This is a genomic window from Micromonospora sp. CPCC 205546, from assembly GCF_036902715.1.
GTDB lineage: Bacteria > Actinomycetota > Actinomycetes > Mycobacteriales > Micromonosporaceae > Micromonospora.
This window is the reverse complement of the sequence record NZ_JBAKHL010000063.1, coordinates 19,786-36,375: the sequence shown is the minus strand read 5'-3', so window position 1 is coordinate 36,375 and position 16,590 is coordinate 19,786. Positions and strand designations below refer to the sequence as shown.

At 72.8% G+C, this 16,590-nt stretch carries 13 protein-coding genes; 10 read left to right on the top strand and 3 right to left on the bottom strand.

Going from position 1 to position 16,590, the window contains the following annotated elements:
• The first annotated feature begins 709 nt into the window (after positions 1-709).
• Both V6U77_RS24080 and V6U77_RS24075 read left to right on the top strand, forming a co-directional pair.
• Positions 710-2,278 (top strand): MFS transporter, encoded by a 1,569-nt coding sequence (locus V6U77_RS24080; RefSeq protein WP_334608908.1) that lies wholly within the window; start codon positions 710-712, stop codon positions 2,276-2,278.
• An 11-nt stretch (positions 2,279-2,289) separates the two neighbouring features.
• Complete coding sequence (locus V6U77_RS24075) at positions 2,290-2,898, top strand: TetR/AcrR family transcriptional regulator (protein ID WP_334608907.1); 609 nt, start codon at positions 2,290-2,292, stop codon at positions 2,896-2,898.
• Positions 2,899-2,973: 75 nt separating this feature from the next.
• On the opposite strand, the gene V6U77_RS24070 is transcribed toward V6U77_RS24075, so the two are convergent.
• A complete protein-coding gene (locus V6U77_RS24070) occupies positions 2,974-4,893 on the bottom strand; it encodes a helix-turn-helix domain-containing protein (protein ID WP_334608906.1) in 1,920 nt (639 codons plus the stop codon).
• 14 nt (positions 4,894-4,907) lie between these two features.
• On the bottom strand, positions 4,908-5,690 hold the full coding sequence (locus V6U77_RS24065; protein WP_334608905.1) for a 3-hydroxybutyrate dehydrogenase: 783 nt from the start codon (positions 5,688-5,690) through the stop codon (positions 4,908-4,910).
• A 261-nt stretch (positions 5,691-5,951) separates the two neighbouring features.
• Here V6U77_RS24065 and ruvC point away from each other — a divergent pair, with 261 nt between their 5' ends.
• The 8 genes from ruvC (at position 5,952) to V6U77_RS24025 (ending at position 15,338) form a co-directional block, all read left to right on the top strand.
• A complete protein-coding gene (gene ruvC / locus V6U77_RS24060) occupies positions 5,952-6,479 on the top strand; it encodes a crossover junction endodeoxyribonuclease RuvC (protein ID WP_334608904.1) in 528 nt (175 codons plus the stop codon).
• On the top strand, positions 6,476-7,078 hold the full coding sequence (gene ruvA, locus V6U77_RS24055; RefSeq protein WP_334608902.1) for a Holliday junction branch migration protein RuvA: 603 nt from the start codon (positions 6,476-6,478) through the stop codon (positions 7,076-7,078). Before ruvC ends, ruvA begins: the two co-directional genes overlap by 4 nt.
• Positions 7,075-8,145, top strand: coding sequence for a Holliday junction branch migration DNA helicase RuvB (ruvB, locus tag V6U77_RS24050; protein ID WP_334608901.1), 1,071 nt, complete (start codon positions 7,075-7,077; stop codon positions 8,143-8,145). The genes ruvA and ruvB overlap by 4 nt, the downstream gene beginning before the upstream one ends.
• Positions 8,146-8,283: 138 nt before the next feature.
• Positions 8,284-8,628 (top strand): preprotein translocase subunit YajC, encoded by a 345-nt coding sequence (yajC, locus tag V6U77_RS24045; protein WP_172896543.1) that lies wholly within the window; start codon positions 8,284-8,286, stop codon positions 8,626-8,628.
• Positions 8,629-8,886: 258 nt separating this feature from the next.
• Complete coding sequence (gene secD / locus V6U77_RS24040) at positions 8,887-10,812, top strand: protein translocase subunit SecD (protein WP_334608900.1); 1,926 nt, start codon at positions 8,887-8,889, stop codon at positions 10,810-10,812.
• Position 10,813: 1 nt separating this feature from the next.
• On the top strand, positions 10,814-12,007 hold the full coding sequence (gene secF, locus V6U77_RS24035; protein WP_334608899.1) for a protein translocase subunit SecF: 1,194 nt from the start codon (positions 10,814-10,816) through the stop codon (positions 12,005-12,007).
• 101 nt (positions 12,008-12,108) lie between these two features.
• The gene (locus V6U77_RS24030) at positions 12,109-12,675 is read left to right on the top strand and encodes an adenine phosphoribosyltransferase (RefSeq protein ID WP_334608898.1); all 567 of its coding nucleotides are present in this window, start codon (positions 12,109-12,111) and stop codon (positions 12,673-12,675) included.
• A gap of 170 nt (positions 12,676-12,845) precedes the next feature.
• Complete coding sequence (locus V6U77_RS24025; protein WP_442934496.1) at positions 12,846-15,338, top strand: RelA/SpoT family protein; 2,493 nt, start codon at positions 12,846-12,848, stop codon at positions 15,336-15,338.
• A gap of 367 nt (positions 15,339-15,705) precedes the next feature.
• Here the strand turns inward: V6U77_RS24025 and V6U77_RS24020 are convergent, their stop codons facing one another.
• Positions 15,706-16,545 carry a peptidylprolyl isomerase gene (locus V6U77_RS24020; RefSeq protein ID WP_334608897.1) on the bottom strand — a complete coding sequence of 280 codons (840 nt, stop codon included), beginning with the start codon at positions 16,543-16,545 and terminating at the stop codon, positions 15,706-15,708.
• Positions 16,546-16,590 lie beyond the last annotated feature (45 nt).

The window sequence follows — 16,590 nt, the reverse complement described above, 5'->3', positions numbered from 1 at the left end:
ACCGGCGATACCGAGCACGCTGTTACGAATGATCGTGTTCATCAGGAATGCTCCATTCGGGGGTCGGCATCCGCACCGAGGGGGATCGGCTACGCGGATGCAAGCACCGTCCGGCGCCCATGAACTTCAAAAGGGGAACTCTCCAGCGAGCGAGCTGGCGGGATCTCCGGCGTCACACCGGAGGAAAGATCAGATCGGCCGCGTCGGCCGCATGTGTCCGACCTGTCCGGGTCGGCAGGACCGGGCTGTCGCACGGGGCGGGGATGCCCTCACATCGGCTTGCGCGGGGCGGGGGGTTGCCCTCACGTCGGCCGGACCATGTGTAACGACCGCCGGCCCGCCATCATTCCGGGCCCCGGCACACCATCCCATCGGCGGCGTGGCCTCGCCTTGCTCGGTCGTACGCAGGGTGTAACGACCCCGCCCGGCCCACGATTCCGCCCCCACGATGCCCCCGATCACACCTCCGAACCGGACATATGGATCCGGTGCGTCGATTGTCCGGTCTCGCGGCTGCCCACGACACCCACCACAACTCCATGATCGACCCGGCAGCGCAGGCACCCGAAGCGCACCCGTAGGAGGGCGCGGGTGACCGCCGCCACATAAGATACGAACCGGTTCCGTATCGATAATCACCCGCTTACGCTGACACCCTGAATTTCGAGTCTGACCCGTATCGGAACGGGGCCGGGGGGAGAACGCGAAGATGCCACCGCGCGAGAACACGGGCCACCCGAGGAGGTGGGCGATCCTCGGGGTGTTGGTGATCAGCCTGCTCGTGGTCGTCCTGGACAACACGATCCTCAACGTCGCGCTGCGCACGCTCGCCGACCCGGTGCACGGCCTCGGCGCGAGCCAGGGCGAGCTGGAGTGGTCGATCAACTCCTACACGCTGGTCTTCGCCGGCCTGCTGTTCACCTTCGGCGTGCTCGGTGACCGCGCCGGGCGCAAGCGCTTCCTGATGATCGGCCTGGTGCTCTTCGGGCTGGCGTCGCTGCTGTCGGCGTACGCCCAGAGCCCGGCGCAGCTGATCGCGGCCCGCGCGCTGATGGGCGTGGGCGGCGCGGCCATCATGCCGGTGACGCTCTCGATCATCTCCAACGTCTTCGACCCCCGGGAACGGGGCCGGGCGATCGGCGTCTGGGCCGGCGCGGTCGGCCTGGCCGTGGCGATCGGCCCGATCCTCGGCGGCGCGCTGCTGGAGCACTACTGGTGGGGATCCGTCTTCCTGATCAACGTGCCGGTGGTGGCATTCGGCGTGGTGCTGGTGGCGCTGCTGGTGCCCGAGTCGCGGGACCCGGATCCGGGGCGCGTCGACGTCGGCGGCGTACTGCTGTCGGTGGTGGGGCTCGTCGCGTTGACGTACGGCATCATCGACGGCGGCGAGCACGGCTTCGGTCGCCCGCTGGTCTGGGTCGCGATCCTCGGCGGCCTGGCGGTGCTGGCCTGGTTCGTCGCGTACGAGCGGCGCAGCGAGCACCCGTCGCTGGACGTGCGGCTGTTCCGGGTGCCCCGCTTCGCCGCTCCGGTGGCCATCGTCGGGCTGGTCTTCTTCGCCGCGATGGGCGTGATGTTCTTCAGCTCGTTCTACCTGCAACTGGTGCGCGGCTTCAGCCCGCTGGAGACCGGCCTGCTCTACCTGCCCTTCGCGGCGGCCCAGCTCGTCTTCGCCCCGAGCAGTGCGGCGATGGTCCGCCGCTACGGCGGCAGGGCGGTCGCGGTGGTCGGGCTGGCGCTGACCGTGGTGGCGCTGGGCGCGTTCGCCTTCGTCGACGCGGCCACCCCGATCTGGGTCGTGCTGGTCGTCTTCTTCCTCCAGGGCACCGGGATGGCCAACATCATGCCCCCGGCCACCGAGTCCATCATGTCCGCGCTGCCCCGGGAGAAGGCCGGCGTCGGCTCGGCGGTCAGCAACACGGTCCGGCAGGTGGCCGGTGCGCTCGGCGTGGCGGTGCTCGGCTCGGTGCTCTCCGCCGTCTACCGCGCCGACGTCGACCCCGCCCTGCGGGACCTGCCCGTGGCGGCGCGCGAGGTCGCCGGCGAGTCCATCTCCGGCGCGTACGCCGCGGCGGGTCAGCTCGGGCCGGCGGCGCCGCAGCTGATCGCGGTCGCCGACGACGCCTTCCTGGCCGCGATGCACTGGGCGGCCGGCCTCGCGGCCGCGGTCGCCGCCCTCGGCATCGTCGTGGTGCTGCGCTGGATGCCCGGCCGTCCCGCCGCACGGGTGGGGGAGCCGGGGCCCGTGGCGGACCGCGAGTTGGCCGGGACCGCCTAGCTTCGGGAACAATGTCCGACATGACTTCCACCGCCGACGCTCCCCGGCCGCCCGGGCGGCCGAGGAGCGTCCGCGCGGACGAGGCGATCATCGAGGCCGCCCTCGACCTGCTCGCCGAGGGCAGCACGATCGAGGCGATCTCGATCGAGGCGATCGCCGCCCGCGCCGGGGTCGGCAAGGCCACCATCTACCGTCGCTGGCCCGGCAAGGAAGCGCTGCTGCGCGACGCCCTGCGGACGCTCAAGGGCGCACCACCCGAACCCGCCGGCCACTCGGTCCGCGACGACCTGATCCTGCTGGTCGGCGCGGTCGGTCACCACATCGACCCGAGGGCGGCGCGGATCATGCCCTGCCTGGTGCCGGAGGTCAACCGCAGCCCCGAGCAGTACCAGCTCTACCAGAACATCATCGAGCCCCGGCGGGAGACGATGCGCGAGGTGCTGCGGCGCGGCGTGCGCTCCGGCGAGCTGCGCGCGGACCTCGACGTCGAGGTGGTCATGGCGATGCTGACCGGCCCGATGCTGGTCCAGCGGGTCATGCGCTGGCACCCCGACCTCGACGAGGCGACGCTGCCACGGCGCGTCGTCGACGGCGTCCTGGACGGCATCCGCGCCCGCTGACCGTCCCGTCACGCGGGGGCCTGCGGTCGCGCGGCGGATGGTCGACCGGCGGCCAGGCGGGGGGTCGAACGGCGGTCAGGCGGCCGGCGTACGCAGGCGGTGCAGGCGCAGGGCGAGCTGCACCTCCAGGGCCCGCTCCGGTTTCTGCCAGTCCGCGCCGAGCAGCTGCCCGACCCGCTCCAGCCGCTGCGTGACCGTGTTGACGTGCACGTGCAGCAGCTCGGCGGCCCGGGCCAGGCTGCCGCCCACCCCGAAGTACGCCTCCAGGGTCTTCACCAGCGCGGTGCCCCGCCGGGCGTCGTAGTCGACGACCGGCCCGACCGTGGCGGTCAGGAACCCGTTCACGTCCTTGTCGCCGCCGTCGCCGACCGCGCCCAGCAGCAGCCCGACGAAGCCCAGTTCCGCGGTGCTCGCCCCCTGCCCCGAGCGACCCAGCGCACCCAGCGCGGTCAGGCACCGCTCCGCCTCGGCGAACGTCGCGGCCAGCGACGCGGGCCCCGTCGACGGGCCGCTCGCCCCGGCGGTCACCGGCCGGCCGGTCACCCGGGACAGGTCCCGGGCCACCGCGCGGGCGCTGCCGCCCGCGTCCCGCCCCGGCAGCATCAGCACCACCCGCCCGTCGCGGGCCGCCGCCAGCCCGCCCCGCGTGGAGGCGTACGTGGTGGCCCACGAGAGCACCCGCTGCCGCGCCGAGCCGGTCGCGGCGATCGCGTCGTCGCCGACCGCCACCAGCACGTGGGGCGCGTCCAGGTCCACGCCGAGCCGACGGGCCCGGCTGCGCAGCGCGTCGGTGTCCCGCAGCGGTCGGGCGATCAGGTCGTCGAGCAGTTCGCCCCGCACCCGCCCCTCCGCCTCGGCGACGGTACGCCGGAACAGCAGCAGCAGCGCCGTCACCAGCGACGCCCGCTCCAGGATCCGCTGGTCGGCGTCGACCAGCTCGTCGTCGGGGCGCAGCACCAGCGCGCCCATGTTCTCCGCCCCGGCCACCACGGCGGCGTACCAGAGTCGGCCCCGGCGCACGCTGCGGCCCTCCGTACGCGACGCGGCCACCGCCTCCACCATGTCCGCCCGGTCCGGTTCCTCGATCTCGCCGACCCGGGCCAGCAGCCGGCCCTGCGCGTCGAGCGCCAGCAGGGCCCCGCCGAGCACGTCGGTGACCGCCGCCGCGACGTCCTCCACGCCACCGCCGCGTAGCACCAGCGCGGTCATCCGGTCGTGTGCCGCCGCGGCCCGCTCCACGGAGCTGCTGTGCGCCCGGATGGTCGTGTTCGCCGCCGACAACTCCTCCAGCGCCGCCCGCGTCTCGGCGAGCAGCCGCGCGGTGTCGATGGCCACCGCCGCGTGCGCGGCGAGCGAGACCAGCAGCGCCACCTCCTCCCGGACGAACGGCCGGGCCGAGCGGTTGGCCGCGTAGAGCACCCCGATCGAGGTCGAGCCGAGCCGCAGCGGCACCCCGAGGATCGCCACCAGCCCCTCCTCGCCCACCCCGGCGTCGATCTCGCCGGTGTGGTGGAAGCGCTCGTCCTCCGGGTAGTTCGCGGTGACGTACGGGGCGCCGGACTGGGCCACCAGGCCGCCGAGGCCGGCGCCCATCGGCAGCCGCAGCCGCTGGAAGCGGGCGGAGACCGAACCGTCGGTGACCCGCATGTACGTGTCGCCGCGTTCCTCGTCGTCGAGGGTCATGTAGGCCACGTCCGCGCCGAGCAGGTTGCGTGCCCGGTGCACGATCGCGCGCAGCACGTCGTCCAGGTCGCGCAGCCCGGCCAGGTCGCTGACCGTGTCGTACAGCCCGGAGAGCTCGATCTCCCGGCGGCGGCGGCGTTCCAGCAGCGCGCGCACGCGCAGCGCCACCGTCTTGGCCTGCTCCAGCTCGGCGAGCCGCTCGGGCGGCAGCCCGGCGGCGCGCGCGGCGACGAGCGGCCCCTCGAACTCCACCGGGGCGGCCTCGCGGGCGAGCAGCTCCAGGAACTCCACCGGTGACGACATGACCGACATTGTGCGGCTCACCACTAGTTGGCCGTCCAGCCCCCGTCGAGCGCGATGGACGCGCCCGTGATGAACGCCGCCGGCGGGGAGCAGAGGTAGGCCACCAGCTCGGACACCTCCTCCGGCTCGATCAGTCGCTTGATCGCCGCCCGCGCCAGCATGATCTTCTCGACCACCTCGCTCTCGGGGATGCCGTGGCTGGCGGCCTGGTCGGCGATCTGGCTCTCCACCAGCGGGGTCCGCACGTACGCCGGGTTGACGCAGTTGGCGGTGACGCCGTGCGCGGCGCCCTCCAGCGCGACCACCTTCGACAGCCCCTCCAGCGCGTGCTTGGCCGAGACGTACGCCGACTTGTACGGCGAGGCCCGCAGCCCGTGCACCGAGGAGATGTTCACGATCCGGCCCCAGCCGTTGGCGTACATGTGCGGCAGCGCTCGGCGGATGATCAGGAAGGGCGCCTCCACCATCACCCGGTGCAGGTGGGAGAAGCGCTCCGGGGAGAACGCCTGCACCGGCGCCACGTGCTGCAGCCCCGCGTTGTTCACCACGATGTCGACGTCGGCGTCGAGGCGCTCCACGGCGTCCGGGTCGGCCAGGTCCACGCCCTCGGCGCGGCCGCCGGCCTCCGCCGCCACCGCCTTGGCCGCCTCGATGTTGCGGTCCACCACCAGGACCTCGGCGCCGGCGGCGCCCAACCGCAGCGCGCAGGCCCGGCCGATGCCGCTTCCACCCCCGGTCACCAGGGCGGTACGACCGGCGAGGTCGAGGTGTACGACGTGGGGGACCGCCACGGGTTCTGCCGTCATGGCGCATGAAGTTACGAGCTGTGTGTGCGGGCGCACATGGGCCCGCGACACATACTCGACGGCCGGGGTGTGTGGCCCCCGGCCGCGCGCCGGGGCGGTGTGCCGGCGCGCCGGTCGCCCCTCCGCCGCCGGCGTGTCGGCAGCAAGGTGTCTGCAGCCCCGGCGTGTCGGTGCGCCCGGCGTGTCCCCGGCGCCGGGGTGTCGCCCGGCTCGGTAGGGTGTCGAACACACGTACTGCTGACGGCTGGGGGAGGAGGCGGCGTGCGCGTGCTCGGCGTCGACCCGGGGCTGACCCGGTGCGGGGTCGGCGTGGTCGAGGGTGTGCCGGGACGCCCCTGCACGCTGATCGCCTACTACGTCGTCCACACCGATCCGGGCGACGATCTGGCGCTGCGCCTGCTGCACCTGGACCGTTCGCTCACCGACCTGGTCGCCGAGCACCGGCCCGACAGCGTCGCCGTCGAGCGGGTCTTCAGCCAGCACAACGTCCGCACCGTGATGGGCACCGCCCAGGCCAGCGGGATCGCCGTGCTCGCCGGCGCCCGCGCCGGGCTGCCCGTTCAGACCTACACGCCCAGCGAGGTGAAGGCGGCCGTGACCGGTTCCGGCCAGGCCGACAAGGCGCAGATGACCGCCATGGTCACCCGGCTGCTGCGGCTGGCCGAGCCGCCGAGGCCGGCGGACGCCGCCGACGCCCTGGCCCTGGCCATCTGTCACGTGTGGCGGGGCGGGACGCGTTCCAAGCTGACCGCCGCGGCCGACCGGGTACGACGAGGAGGAGCCAGATGATCGCCAGCGTGCGCGGGGTGGTGACCGCGACCGGTCCGGACCACGCCGTGGTGGAGGTCGGCGGGGTGGGCCTGGCGGTGCAGTGTGCCCCCGGCACCCTCGCCGACCTGCGGGTCGGCCAGCCCGCCCGGCTGGCCACCAGCCTGATCGTCCGGGAGGACTCGCTCACCCTCTACGGCTTCGCCGACGACGACGCCAAGCAGCTGTTCGAGCTGCTGCAGACCGCCAGCGGCGTCGGCCCCCGGCTGGCCCAGGCCGTGCTCGCCGTGCACACCCCCGACGCGGTGCGCAAGGCGATCGCCAACGCCGACACCGCCGCGCTGACCCGGGTGCCCGGCATCGGCAAGAAGGGCGCGGAGCGCCTGGTCCTGGAGCTGCGCGACCGCGTCGGCCCGGTGCCGGTCGGTGCCGACGGCGCGGCCGGGGTCACCGGCGGGGCCTGGCCCGAGCAGGTCCGGCAGGCGCTGGTCGGGCTCGGCTGGACGGCCGGTCAGGCCGACCAGGCGGTGGCCGCCGTGGCGGAGACGATCGACGGTGCCGTCCCGCCGGTGCCGGTCCTGCTCAAGCAGGCCATCCGGCTGCTGGGCCGCACCCGGTGACGGGGCCCGACGGCGGGCTGGTCTCCGCCTACGTGCACGACGCCGACCTGGACGCGGAGGCCACGGTCCGGCCGAAGCGGCTGGAGGAGTTCATCGCCCAGCACCGGGTCCGCGACCAGCTCGACCTGCTGCTGCAGGGCGCGATGCGGCGCGGCTCCCCGCCCGACCACATCCTCCTGTCGGGGCCGCCCGGCCTGGGTAAGACCACCCTGGCCAACATCGTCGCCGCCGAGCTGGGCTCGGGCATCCGGGTGACCAGCGGCCCGGCGATCGAGCGCTCGGGCGACCTGGCGGCGATCCTGACCAGCCTCGCCGAGGGCGACGTGCTCTTCATCGACGAGATCCACCGGATCGCCAAGCCGGCCGAGGAGCTGCTCTACAGCGCGATGGAGGACTTCCGGGTCGACGTGATCGTCGGCAAGGGCCCGGGCGCGACGGCGATCCCGCTGGACGTCGAGCCGTTCACCCTGGTCGGCGCGACCACCCGGTCCGGCCTGCTCACCGGTCCGATGCGCGACCGGTTCGGCTTCGTCGCGCACCTCGACTTCTACTCGCCGGCCGACCTGGAGGTGCTGCTGCGCCGCTCGGCGCGGATCCTCGGGGTGCCGATCACCGACGACGGCGCCGCCGAGGTCGCCGGCCGTTCCCGGGGCACGCCCCGGATCGCCAACCGCCTGCTGCGCCGGGTCCGCGACTTCGCCGAGGTCCGGGCCGACGGCGTGGTCACCCTGGAGACCGCCCGGGCCGCCCTGAAGGTGTACGACGTCGACGCGCTGGGTCTGGACCGGCTGGACCGGGCGGTGCTGACCGCGCTGGTCGACTCCTTCCGGGGCGGCCCGGTCGGGCTGTCGACGCTGGCCGTGGCGGTGGGCGAGCAGCCGGACACGGTGGAGGAGGTCTGCGAGCCGTTCCTGGTCCGGGCCGGCCTGCTGGCCCGTACGCCGCGTGGCCGGGTCGCCACCGAGGCCGCCTGGCGGCACCTGGGTCGCACGCCGCCGAATGGTACATTCGGCGCGAATGCTCCTGCGGCACCCGATCTGTTCTCGACGGATGTCGATCAGCCGTGACGTGAACGTGATCTGTGCCGCATTCGGCGTTCCCAGGTGCAGGGATTAGACTCGCGCCGGTCTGTACAGGACGTGAGAATCCGCCTCCGCTCCGGCGCGCCCGTGCCGGACCGGTGGCCAATGGGAAGGTCTTTCACCGTGCTTTACGCAGCAGAGGGCGGCGGGGGTGCCGGCAGCCTGACGCCGATCCTCATGATCGCTCTGCTCTTCGGCGTCATGTACTTCATGATGATCCGCCCCCAGCAGAAGCGCCGCCGCGAGGCGGAGTCCATGCAGTCCGCCCTCGCCCCCGGTGACGAGGTGGTCACCATCGGTGGGCTCTACGGCACGGTCACCGGCGTGGACGACGACACCGTCCTGCTCGAGGTCGCGCCCGGTGTGCAGACCCGCTACGCCCGTCCGGCCATCGCCCGGGTGGTCAGCCAGGCGGAGCGCCCGGCCGACGAGCCGGTCACCGAGGACGCGGACGTCGTCAAGGAGTGACGGTCGCTCCCGTCCCGCGCGGGGTGGTGGTGGCCGGACTCCGGTGACGACTTCTCCCGACGGGGCAGCGGAGGCGACGTGAAAACTGGATAGTTGGGCCCGACGCCGGAAGTCGGCTCGTCCCGTTCCGCTCGGCGCCCCCGCGCCGAGCCTCGGAGCCGGATGCCGGCCTCCGACGCCGGCCCGTCGGAACCGCCGGCCGGACCGGCCGACACCCGCCGCACCAGCGGCGCGACCGTACAGGGAGACAGGACAGCCGTGGCACCACCTCAGGGACAGATGCGGCCCGGACGGCAACTGGCCGTGCTCGGGCTCATCTTCGTCGTCCTCTATCTTTTGGTGTTCTTCTCGGGCGGCGCCAGCGGCGGGTGGAAGGACCGGCTCGAGCCCAAGCTCGGCCTGGACCTCGTCGGCGGCACCCGGCTCACGCTGGAGGCGACCAACAGCATCGGTGGCCAGGCCCCGACGGCGGAGAACCTCGAAGAGGCCCGCCAGATCATCGAGAGCCGGGTCAACGCCTTCGGCGTCGCCGAGGCCGAGGTGGTCACCGAGGGCAACCGCAACATCGTGATCTCGCTGCCCGGCGAGAACCGCGACCTCGACGAGGTGGGCAGCGCCGCCGAGCTGCGCTTCCGCAAGGTGCTCAAGGCCGCCGACGGCAGCGGCGCGGCCGCCGCCCCGCCGCCCGCCGCCACCCCGGCCCCCTCCGGCAGCGCCGCTCCGGCCCCCTCCGGCAGCGCGAAGCCCTCCGGCAGCGCCGCGCCGTCGGGCAGCGCCGCGCCGAAGGCGACCGCGTCGCCGAGCGGCGGCCAGGGCGGCATGGCCCCGGCCCCGAGCGCCAGCGCGTCGGCCGCGCCGAGCGCCACCCCGTCGGCCGCCACCCCGACGGCGAGCGCCAGCGGCGAGCCCGTGCCGCAGAGCGTCGTGGAGCAGCGCAAGGCCGTCGAGCAGAAGGTCGGCGCCGCCTCCTGGGCCGCCGCGAGCGGCCTGCAGGCCCCGGCCGACCTGACCGCCGACCCGTCGCTGGCCGAGAAGCTCAAGCCGTTCGCCGCCCTGGACCCGCGCGAGGTCGCGGTGCTGCCGGCGGCGATGCAGTTCAACGTGCCGCAGATCAGCTGCGCCCAGCTCGACAAGCGCCCGCCGGCGTCGATCTCGGCCGCCGACCAGCAGGTGGTGGCCTGCGAGGACGGCGCCGCGAAGTACCTGCTCGACCAGGCGAAGGTGCTGGGCACCGACGTCGATGGCGCCAGCGCGGTGATGGACCAGACCAGCCAGTGGGTCGTCAGCCTCGACTTCTCCGGCCCCGGCCAGGACAAGTGGACCAACCTGACCCGCGAGGCGTTCAACAACGAGGGCCAGGCCTGCGACGCCACCGCCCTCGGCCAGGACGGCAAGTGCCGCGTCGCCGTCGTGCTCGACAACGAGATCGTCTCCTCGCCCGAGATCCAGGGCGTGCTGACGGGCAACTCGCAGATCACCGGCAACTTCACCCAGAAGGACGCCAGCGCCCTGGCCGGTCAGCTGCGCTACGGCGCGCTGCCGGTGACCTTCGAGGCGCAGGAGCAGCAGAACGTCACCGCGACCCTGGGCGCCAGCCACCTGCGGGCCGGCCTGCTCGCGGCGGGCATCGGCATGGCGCTGGTCATCATCTACTCGTTCTTCTACTACCGCCTGCTCGGCTCCGTCATCTTCCTGAGCCTGATCCTCTCGGCGCTGCTGGTCTTCGGCGCGCTGGTGGTGCTCGGCCGGCAGATCGGCTTCACCCTCACCCTCGCCGGCATCGCCGGCATGATCGTGTCACTGGGCGTGGCGGCGGACTCGTTCGTCATCTACTTCGAGCGGCTCAAGGACGAGATCCGGGAGGGCCGCAGCCCGCGCAGTGCGGTGCCGCGTGCCTGGATCCGGGCCCGCCGGACGATCATCTCGGCCAACGCGATCACGCTGATGTCGGCCGTGGTGCTCTACGTGGTCTCGGTCGGCACGGTGAAGGGCTTCGCCTTCGCCCTCGGCCTGGCCACGGTGCTGGACCTCGTCGTGGTCTTCCTCTTCCGGCACCCGATCATGACGATGTTCGCCCGCACCTCCGCGTTCCTGTCCCCGCGGGTCAGCGGCCTCGGTCGGGCGCTCCCGCCCCGGACGGCCGAGCCGGCCAAGCCCCGCACCCAGCGCGTGAAGGAGGCCTGAGATGGCAAAGAGTGGTCTCGCGAGCCGCCTCTACCGCGGCGAGGCCGGCCTCGACATCATCGGCCGGCGCAAGCTCTGGTTCGGCGTCGCGCTCGCGCTGGTCCTGCTGTCGCTGCTCAGCTTCGGGCTGCGCGGCTTCAGCCTCGGCATCGAGTTCGCCGGCGGCAACTCGTTCCAGATCCCGGCCAGCGTCGGCACGCTGGAGCAGACCGAGCTGAAGGTCCAGGAGGCCCTGGCCGCGGCCGGCGACGATGCCGAGGTCGTCACCACCCAGAAGGTCGGCGGCACCGGCGGCGACTTCTACGAGGTGCGCACCACCCAGCTCGACACCGAGCAGGCCAACGATGTCAAGGCCGAGATCGCCGATGAGTTCGGCATCGATGTGGCCGCCATCAGCGGCAACCAGGTCAGCGAGGCGTGGGGCAGCCAGGTCACCTCCCGGGCGCTGCTCGGTCTGGTCATCTTCATCGCGGTGGTGATGGTCTACCTGATCCTGCGCTTCGAGTGGCGGATGGCGGTCGCCGCGGTCACCTCGCTGGTCATGAACCTGATCCTCACCGCCGGCATCTACTCGCTCGTCGGCTTCGAGGTCACCCCGTCGACGGTCATCGGCTTCCTCACGATCCTGGGCTTCGCGCTCTACGACGTGGTGGTGGTCTTCGACAAGGTGCAGGAGAACACGCGCGGCATCACCGCGAACAACAACCAGACGTACGGCGAGGCCGCCAACCTGGCGATCAACCAGAGCCTCATGCGGTCGCTGAACACCTCGGTGGTCGCGCTGCTGCCGGTCGGTGGTCTGCTCTTCATCGGTGCCGGCCTGCTCGGCGCGGGCACCCTGAAGGACCTCGGCCTGGTGCTCTTCGTCGGTATGGCGGTGGCGTTCCTGACCTCGATCCTGCTGGCCACCCCGCTGCTGGTGCTGCTCAAGAACTACGACCCGCGCATCCAGGCACACAACAAGCGGGTGCTGGCCCGCCGGGGCGCGCTCACCCGGGGCGAGGACACCCCGAAGGGCGCGACCCCGCGTACCGGCGAGTCCGACGACGAGCCGGTCGACCCGGAGTCGGCCGCGCTGGCCGGGGCGGCACCGCGGGTCGGCGCCCGACCGGCCGGCAAGCGGCCGACCGGCGCCCGGGGCGGCCGACCGGCCGGCGGCGGTGGCAACCGGCCGGGAGGCGGCAAGCGGCGCTGAGCCGGGCCGGGCAGACCCGGTAGGAACCGAACCGACGGCGTCCTTCATGCTGTGCGAGCAGCATGCAGGACGCCGTCGTCGTGAAGGGGAGCGGAACTGCCGTGACGGAGACCCACAGCACCGTGGTACGGGGAGACAGCGGCCCGGACGCCGCCGCGCTGGTCGCCAGCCGGGTGCTCGACGTGCCCGACTTCCCGAAGCCCGGCATCATGTTCAAGGACCTGATGCCGCTGTTCGCCGACGGCGACGTGTTCCGCCAGGTGATCGACGGGATCGTCGCGTACCACGGGCGGGACTCGTTCGACGTGGTCGTCGGCATCGAGGCGCGCGGGTTCGTGGTCGCGGCGGCCATCGCGTACGCGACCGGGGTGGGCGTGGTGCCGGTGCGCAAGGCCGGCAAGCTGCCCCGTGCGGCCCACTCGGCCTCCTACGCGCTGGAGTACGGCGAGGCCACGCTGGAGGTGCACCAGGACGCCTTCACCGCCGGGCACCGGGTGCTGGTCGTCGACGACGTGCTGGCCACCGGGGGCACCGCCGAGGCGACGCTGGACCTGGTGGAGCGGGCCGGCGGGACCGTGTCCGGCTTCACGGTCCTGCTGGAGCTCGCCTTCCTCGGCGGCCGGGAGCGGCTGGCCCCGCGTCCGGTGCATGCCCTGTTGACCGTTTGAGCCGACCGACCGTCGGGCGGACCCGGTGGGGACCGTCCGGCGGAGCGGCGGGGCACCGTGCGTGCGGGTAGCATTGCCCTTTGCTGACCGGGCGGGACCCGTCCGGGCGGCGCGAGACCAGGCCGGCCGGCTCACGGTCGGTGTTTTCCCGGCGAGCGGTGAGGAGGCCGGTGTCCCACGATGTCGCCCCTCCGGTGGAGGGCACGGTGTACCCGACAGGCGACGCGGACGGCTCGGTGACCGCACCCAACGGTGACGCGCAGGCCCCGGAGGCGGGGCCGGGCGTGACCGGCACGGCCGAGTCCGTACGCCCCGACACGCCGGCCCCGGCGGCCGAGGGGGTCGTGCTTCCGTTCCCGGCCGACGGCGTCGGCGACAACGTGCCGAGCGCCGGTTTCGCGCTCTCCACCGCGCCCACCGGCCGCAGGGTCCGGGCGCGGCTGGCGCGGTTCAACGCGCCGTGGCAGTCCTCGCAGGTCAGCGAGGTGCTGGAGCCGCTGATCTCGACCCACCGCGACGCCCACCCCAAGGCCGACGCGCGGCTGCTCCAGCGCGCCTTCGACATGGCGGCCCGCTGGCACTCCGGGCAGTACCGCAAGTCCGGCGACCCCTACATCACCCACCCGCTCGCGGTCGCCACGATCCTGGCGAACCTGGGCATGGACACCACCACCCTGGTCGCCGCGCTGCTGCACGACACCATCGAGGACACGGAATACACCCTCGACCAGATGCGCGCCGACTTCGGCGGCGAGGTGGCGCTGCTGGTCGACGGGGTGACCAAGCTCGACAAGGTCAAGCTGGGCGACGCGGCCAAGGCCGAGACGATCCGCAAGATGGTCGTCGCGATGGCCAAGGATCCGCGGGTGCTGGTCATCAAGCTGGCCGACCGGCTGCACAACATGCGTACCCTCACCTTCCTGCCCCGTCCGAAGCAGGAGCAGAAGGCGAAGGAGACGCTGGAGATCCTGGCCCCGCTGGCCCACCGGCTGGGTATGAACACGATCAAGTGGGAGCTGGAGGACCTGGCCTTCGGCACGCTCTTCCCGAAGCGCTACGAGGAGATCAACCGCCTCATCGGGGAGCACCAGCCGCAGCGCGAGGCGCTGTTGCGCCAGGTGACCCAGAAGGTGCAGACCGACCTGAAGGCCGCCAAGATCAAGGCGGAGACGACCGGGCGGCCGAAGCACCTCTACTCGATCTACCAGAAGATGATCGTGCGGGGTCGCGACTTCAACGACATCTACGACCTGGTCGGGGTGCGGATCCTGGTCGACACGGTGCGGGACTGCTACGCGGCGCTGGGGGTCATCCACGCCAACTGGCAGCCGGTGCCGGGCCGGTTCAAGGACTACATCGCGATGCCCAAGTTCAACATGTACCAGTCGTTGCACACGACGGTCATCGGGCCCACCGGCAAGCCGGTCGAGATGCAGATCCGCACGTACGCCATGCACCGCACCGCCGAGTTCGGCATCGCCGCGCACTGGAAGTACAAGGAGCACAAGGGCACCCAGATCGTCGGCCCGCCGGCGCACATCGACGAGATGACCTGGCTGCGGCAGCTGCTGGACTGGCAGCGGGAGGCGGCCGATCCGAGCGAGTTCCTCGACGCGCTGCGCTTCGACCTGTCCAGCCAGGAGGTGTACGTCTTCACCCCGAAGGGTGACGTCATCCCGCTGCCGACCGGGTCGACGCCGGTGGACTTCGCGTACGCGGTGCACACCGAGGTCGGGCACAAGTGCATCGGGGCGCGGGTCAACGGCAAGCTGGTGCCGCTGGAGTCGACGCTGTCCAACGGCGACGTGATCGAGATCTTCACCTCGAAGTCCGACACCGCCGGCCCGACGCAGGACTGGCTGGGCTTCGTCAAGAGCCCGCGGGCGCGTACGAAGATCCGGCAGTACTTCAACAAGGAGCGGCGCGAGGAGGCGATCGAGGCCGGCAAGGACGCGATCGTCAAGGCGATGCGCAAGCAGGGCATGCCGTTGCAGCGGATGCTGACCTCCGACGCGCTGATGGCGATCGCCCGGGACCTGCACCTCGCCGACGTGGCCTCGCTCTACGCCGCCGTCGGCGACAGCCAGGTCTCCGCCCAGTCGGTGGTGCAGAAGCTGATGGCCGCGTACGGCGGCGAGGAGGGCGCGGCGGAGGACATCGCCGAGACCGCCGTCGCCACCCGTCCGCCCCGCAGCCGGCAGAGCAGTGCCGACCCCGGCGTGGTCGTCCGCGGCGTCAGCGACGTGTGGATCAAGCTGGCGCGCTGCTGCACGCCGGTGCCGCCGGACTCGGTCTTCGGCTTCGTCACCCGCTCCGGCGGGGTGAGCGTGCACCGCGACGACTGCGCCAACGCCGAGGACCTGCGGGCGCAGCCCGAGCGGGTGGTCGAGGTCAGCTGGAAGCTCACCTCGGCGTCGACCTTCCTGGTCGCCATCCAGGTCGAGGCGCTGGACCGGCACAAGCTGCTCGCCGACGTGACCCGGGTGCTCTCCGAGGAACGGGTGAACATCCTCTCCGCGACGGTCACCACCACGCGCGACCGGGTGGCGGTGAGCCGGTTCAGCTTCGAGATGGCCGACCCGAAGCACCTGGGCCACCTGCTGGCGGCGGTCCGCAAGGTCGACGGCGTCTTCGACGCCTACCGCGTCACCTCCGGCGCCTGACCCCGCCCGGTCCTTCGCCCGACGGCGCGCCCCGGCCCGGCACCGACCGCGCCGGGGCGCGCCGCTGTGCCCCCGTGCCGCCCTCCACCCGTCCCCGCGGCGGGGAGAAGACCGCACGGGTTGTCCTGCGACCGCGCCGCCAGGCGACCGACCGGTGCACCACCACGGTGGGTGCGCCACGCTGTCGGGGGTCACCCGGAGCCGGTCGCCCCGGTGATCATGAGGTTGGCGGCGATCTCGATCTACCTGGCTGCCGCCAACCTCATGATCACCGAGAGCGGGGGGGGGGGGGGGGGGGGGGGGGGCAACAAGGGGGAGCGCCCGCGGGCGGGCCCGGCGGGCGCTCGTCGTACGGCTGGGGTGTGGGTCAGCCCTGGGGGGCGCTCATGGTGAGCTTCTTGATGACGACTTCCTTCTTCGGGTGGCCGCCACCGGCCTGCTTCGCGAACGCCTTGTCGTCGCCCGCCGCCGCGACCTGCTTGACGAGGTCCATGCCGCCGGTGATGGTGCCGAGGACGGTGTAGTTCGGGTCCAGCGGCGAGTCGCCGTAGACGATGAAGAACTGGCTGCCCGTGCTGCCCGGCTGCGCGGACTTGGCCATCGCGATGACGCCCTCCGGGTAGGGGGGCCGCTTGTCGGTGGGCAGGTTCTCCTCGGCGAACCGGTAGCTCGGACCGCCGGTGCCGTCGGTCTCGCGCCAACCCTTGCCCGTCGCGCTGGGGTCACCGCACTGCAGCACCTTGATGCCCTCGGTCACGAGCCGGTGGCACTTGCTGTTGTCGAAGAAGTTCTTCTCCGCCAGGTGGGTGAAGCTGCCCGCGGTGCAGGGTACCGCCGCACGGTCGATCGTGGCGGTGATCGGGCCCAGGTTGGTGTCGATCGTCATCGTCTGGGTGCCCGTGTTCGGCTGCTGCGCGGCCGGCAGCCCGACGTCCTTGATCTGCGGGCTCCGCTGGTCGGCGGGGACCTCGGTCCAGGCGCACTGCACGTTGCCGGCCGCCGGGCCGGCGGTGTCGGTCTTGTCGTCGTCGCCGCCGAGGGAGGTGACGAGCCAGACCGTGCCGGCGACGACGAGGACCAGGACCGAGGCGGCCCCCACGATCGCCTGGGTCTGCCGGCGCTTGCGGGCCCTGGCCGCGCGCTCGGCCATCTCCTTCTCGAGCCGGGCGCGCGCCGCCGCGCGCTGCCGCTCTCTGGTGGACGTCACGCCTGGATCCTCCTGGGGCTGTCTGTGGCGCGGTCGGTGCCGCTG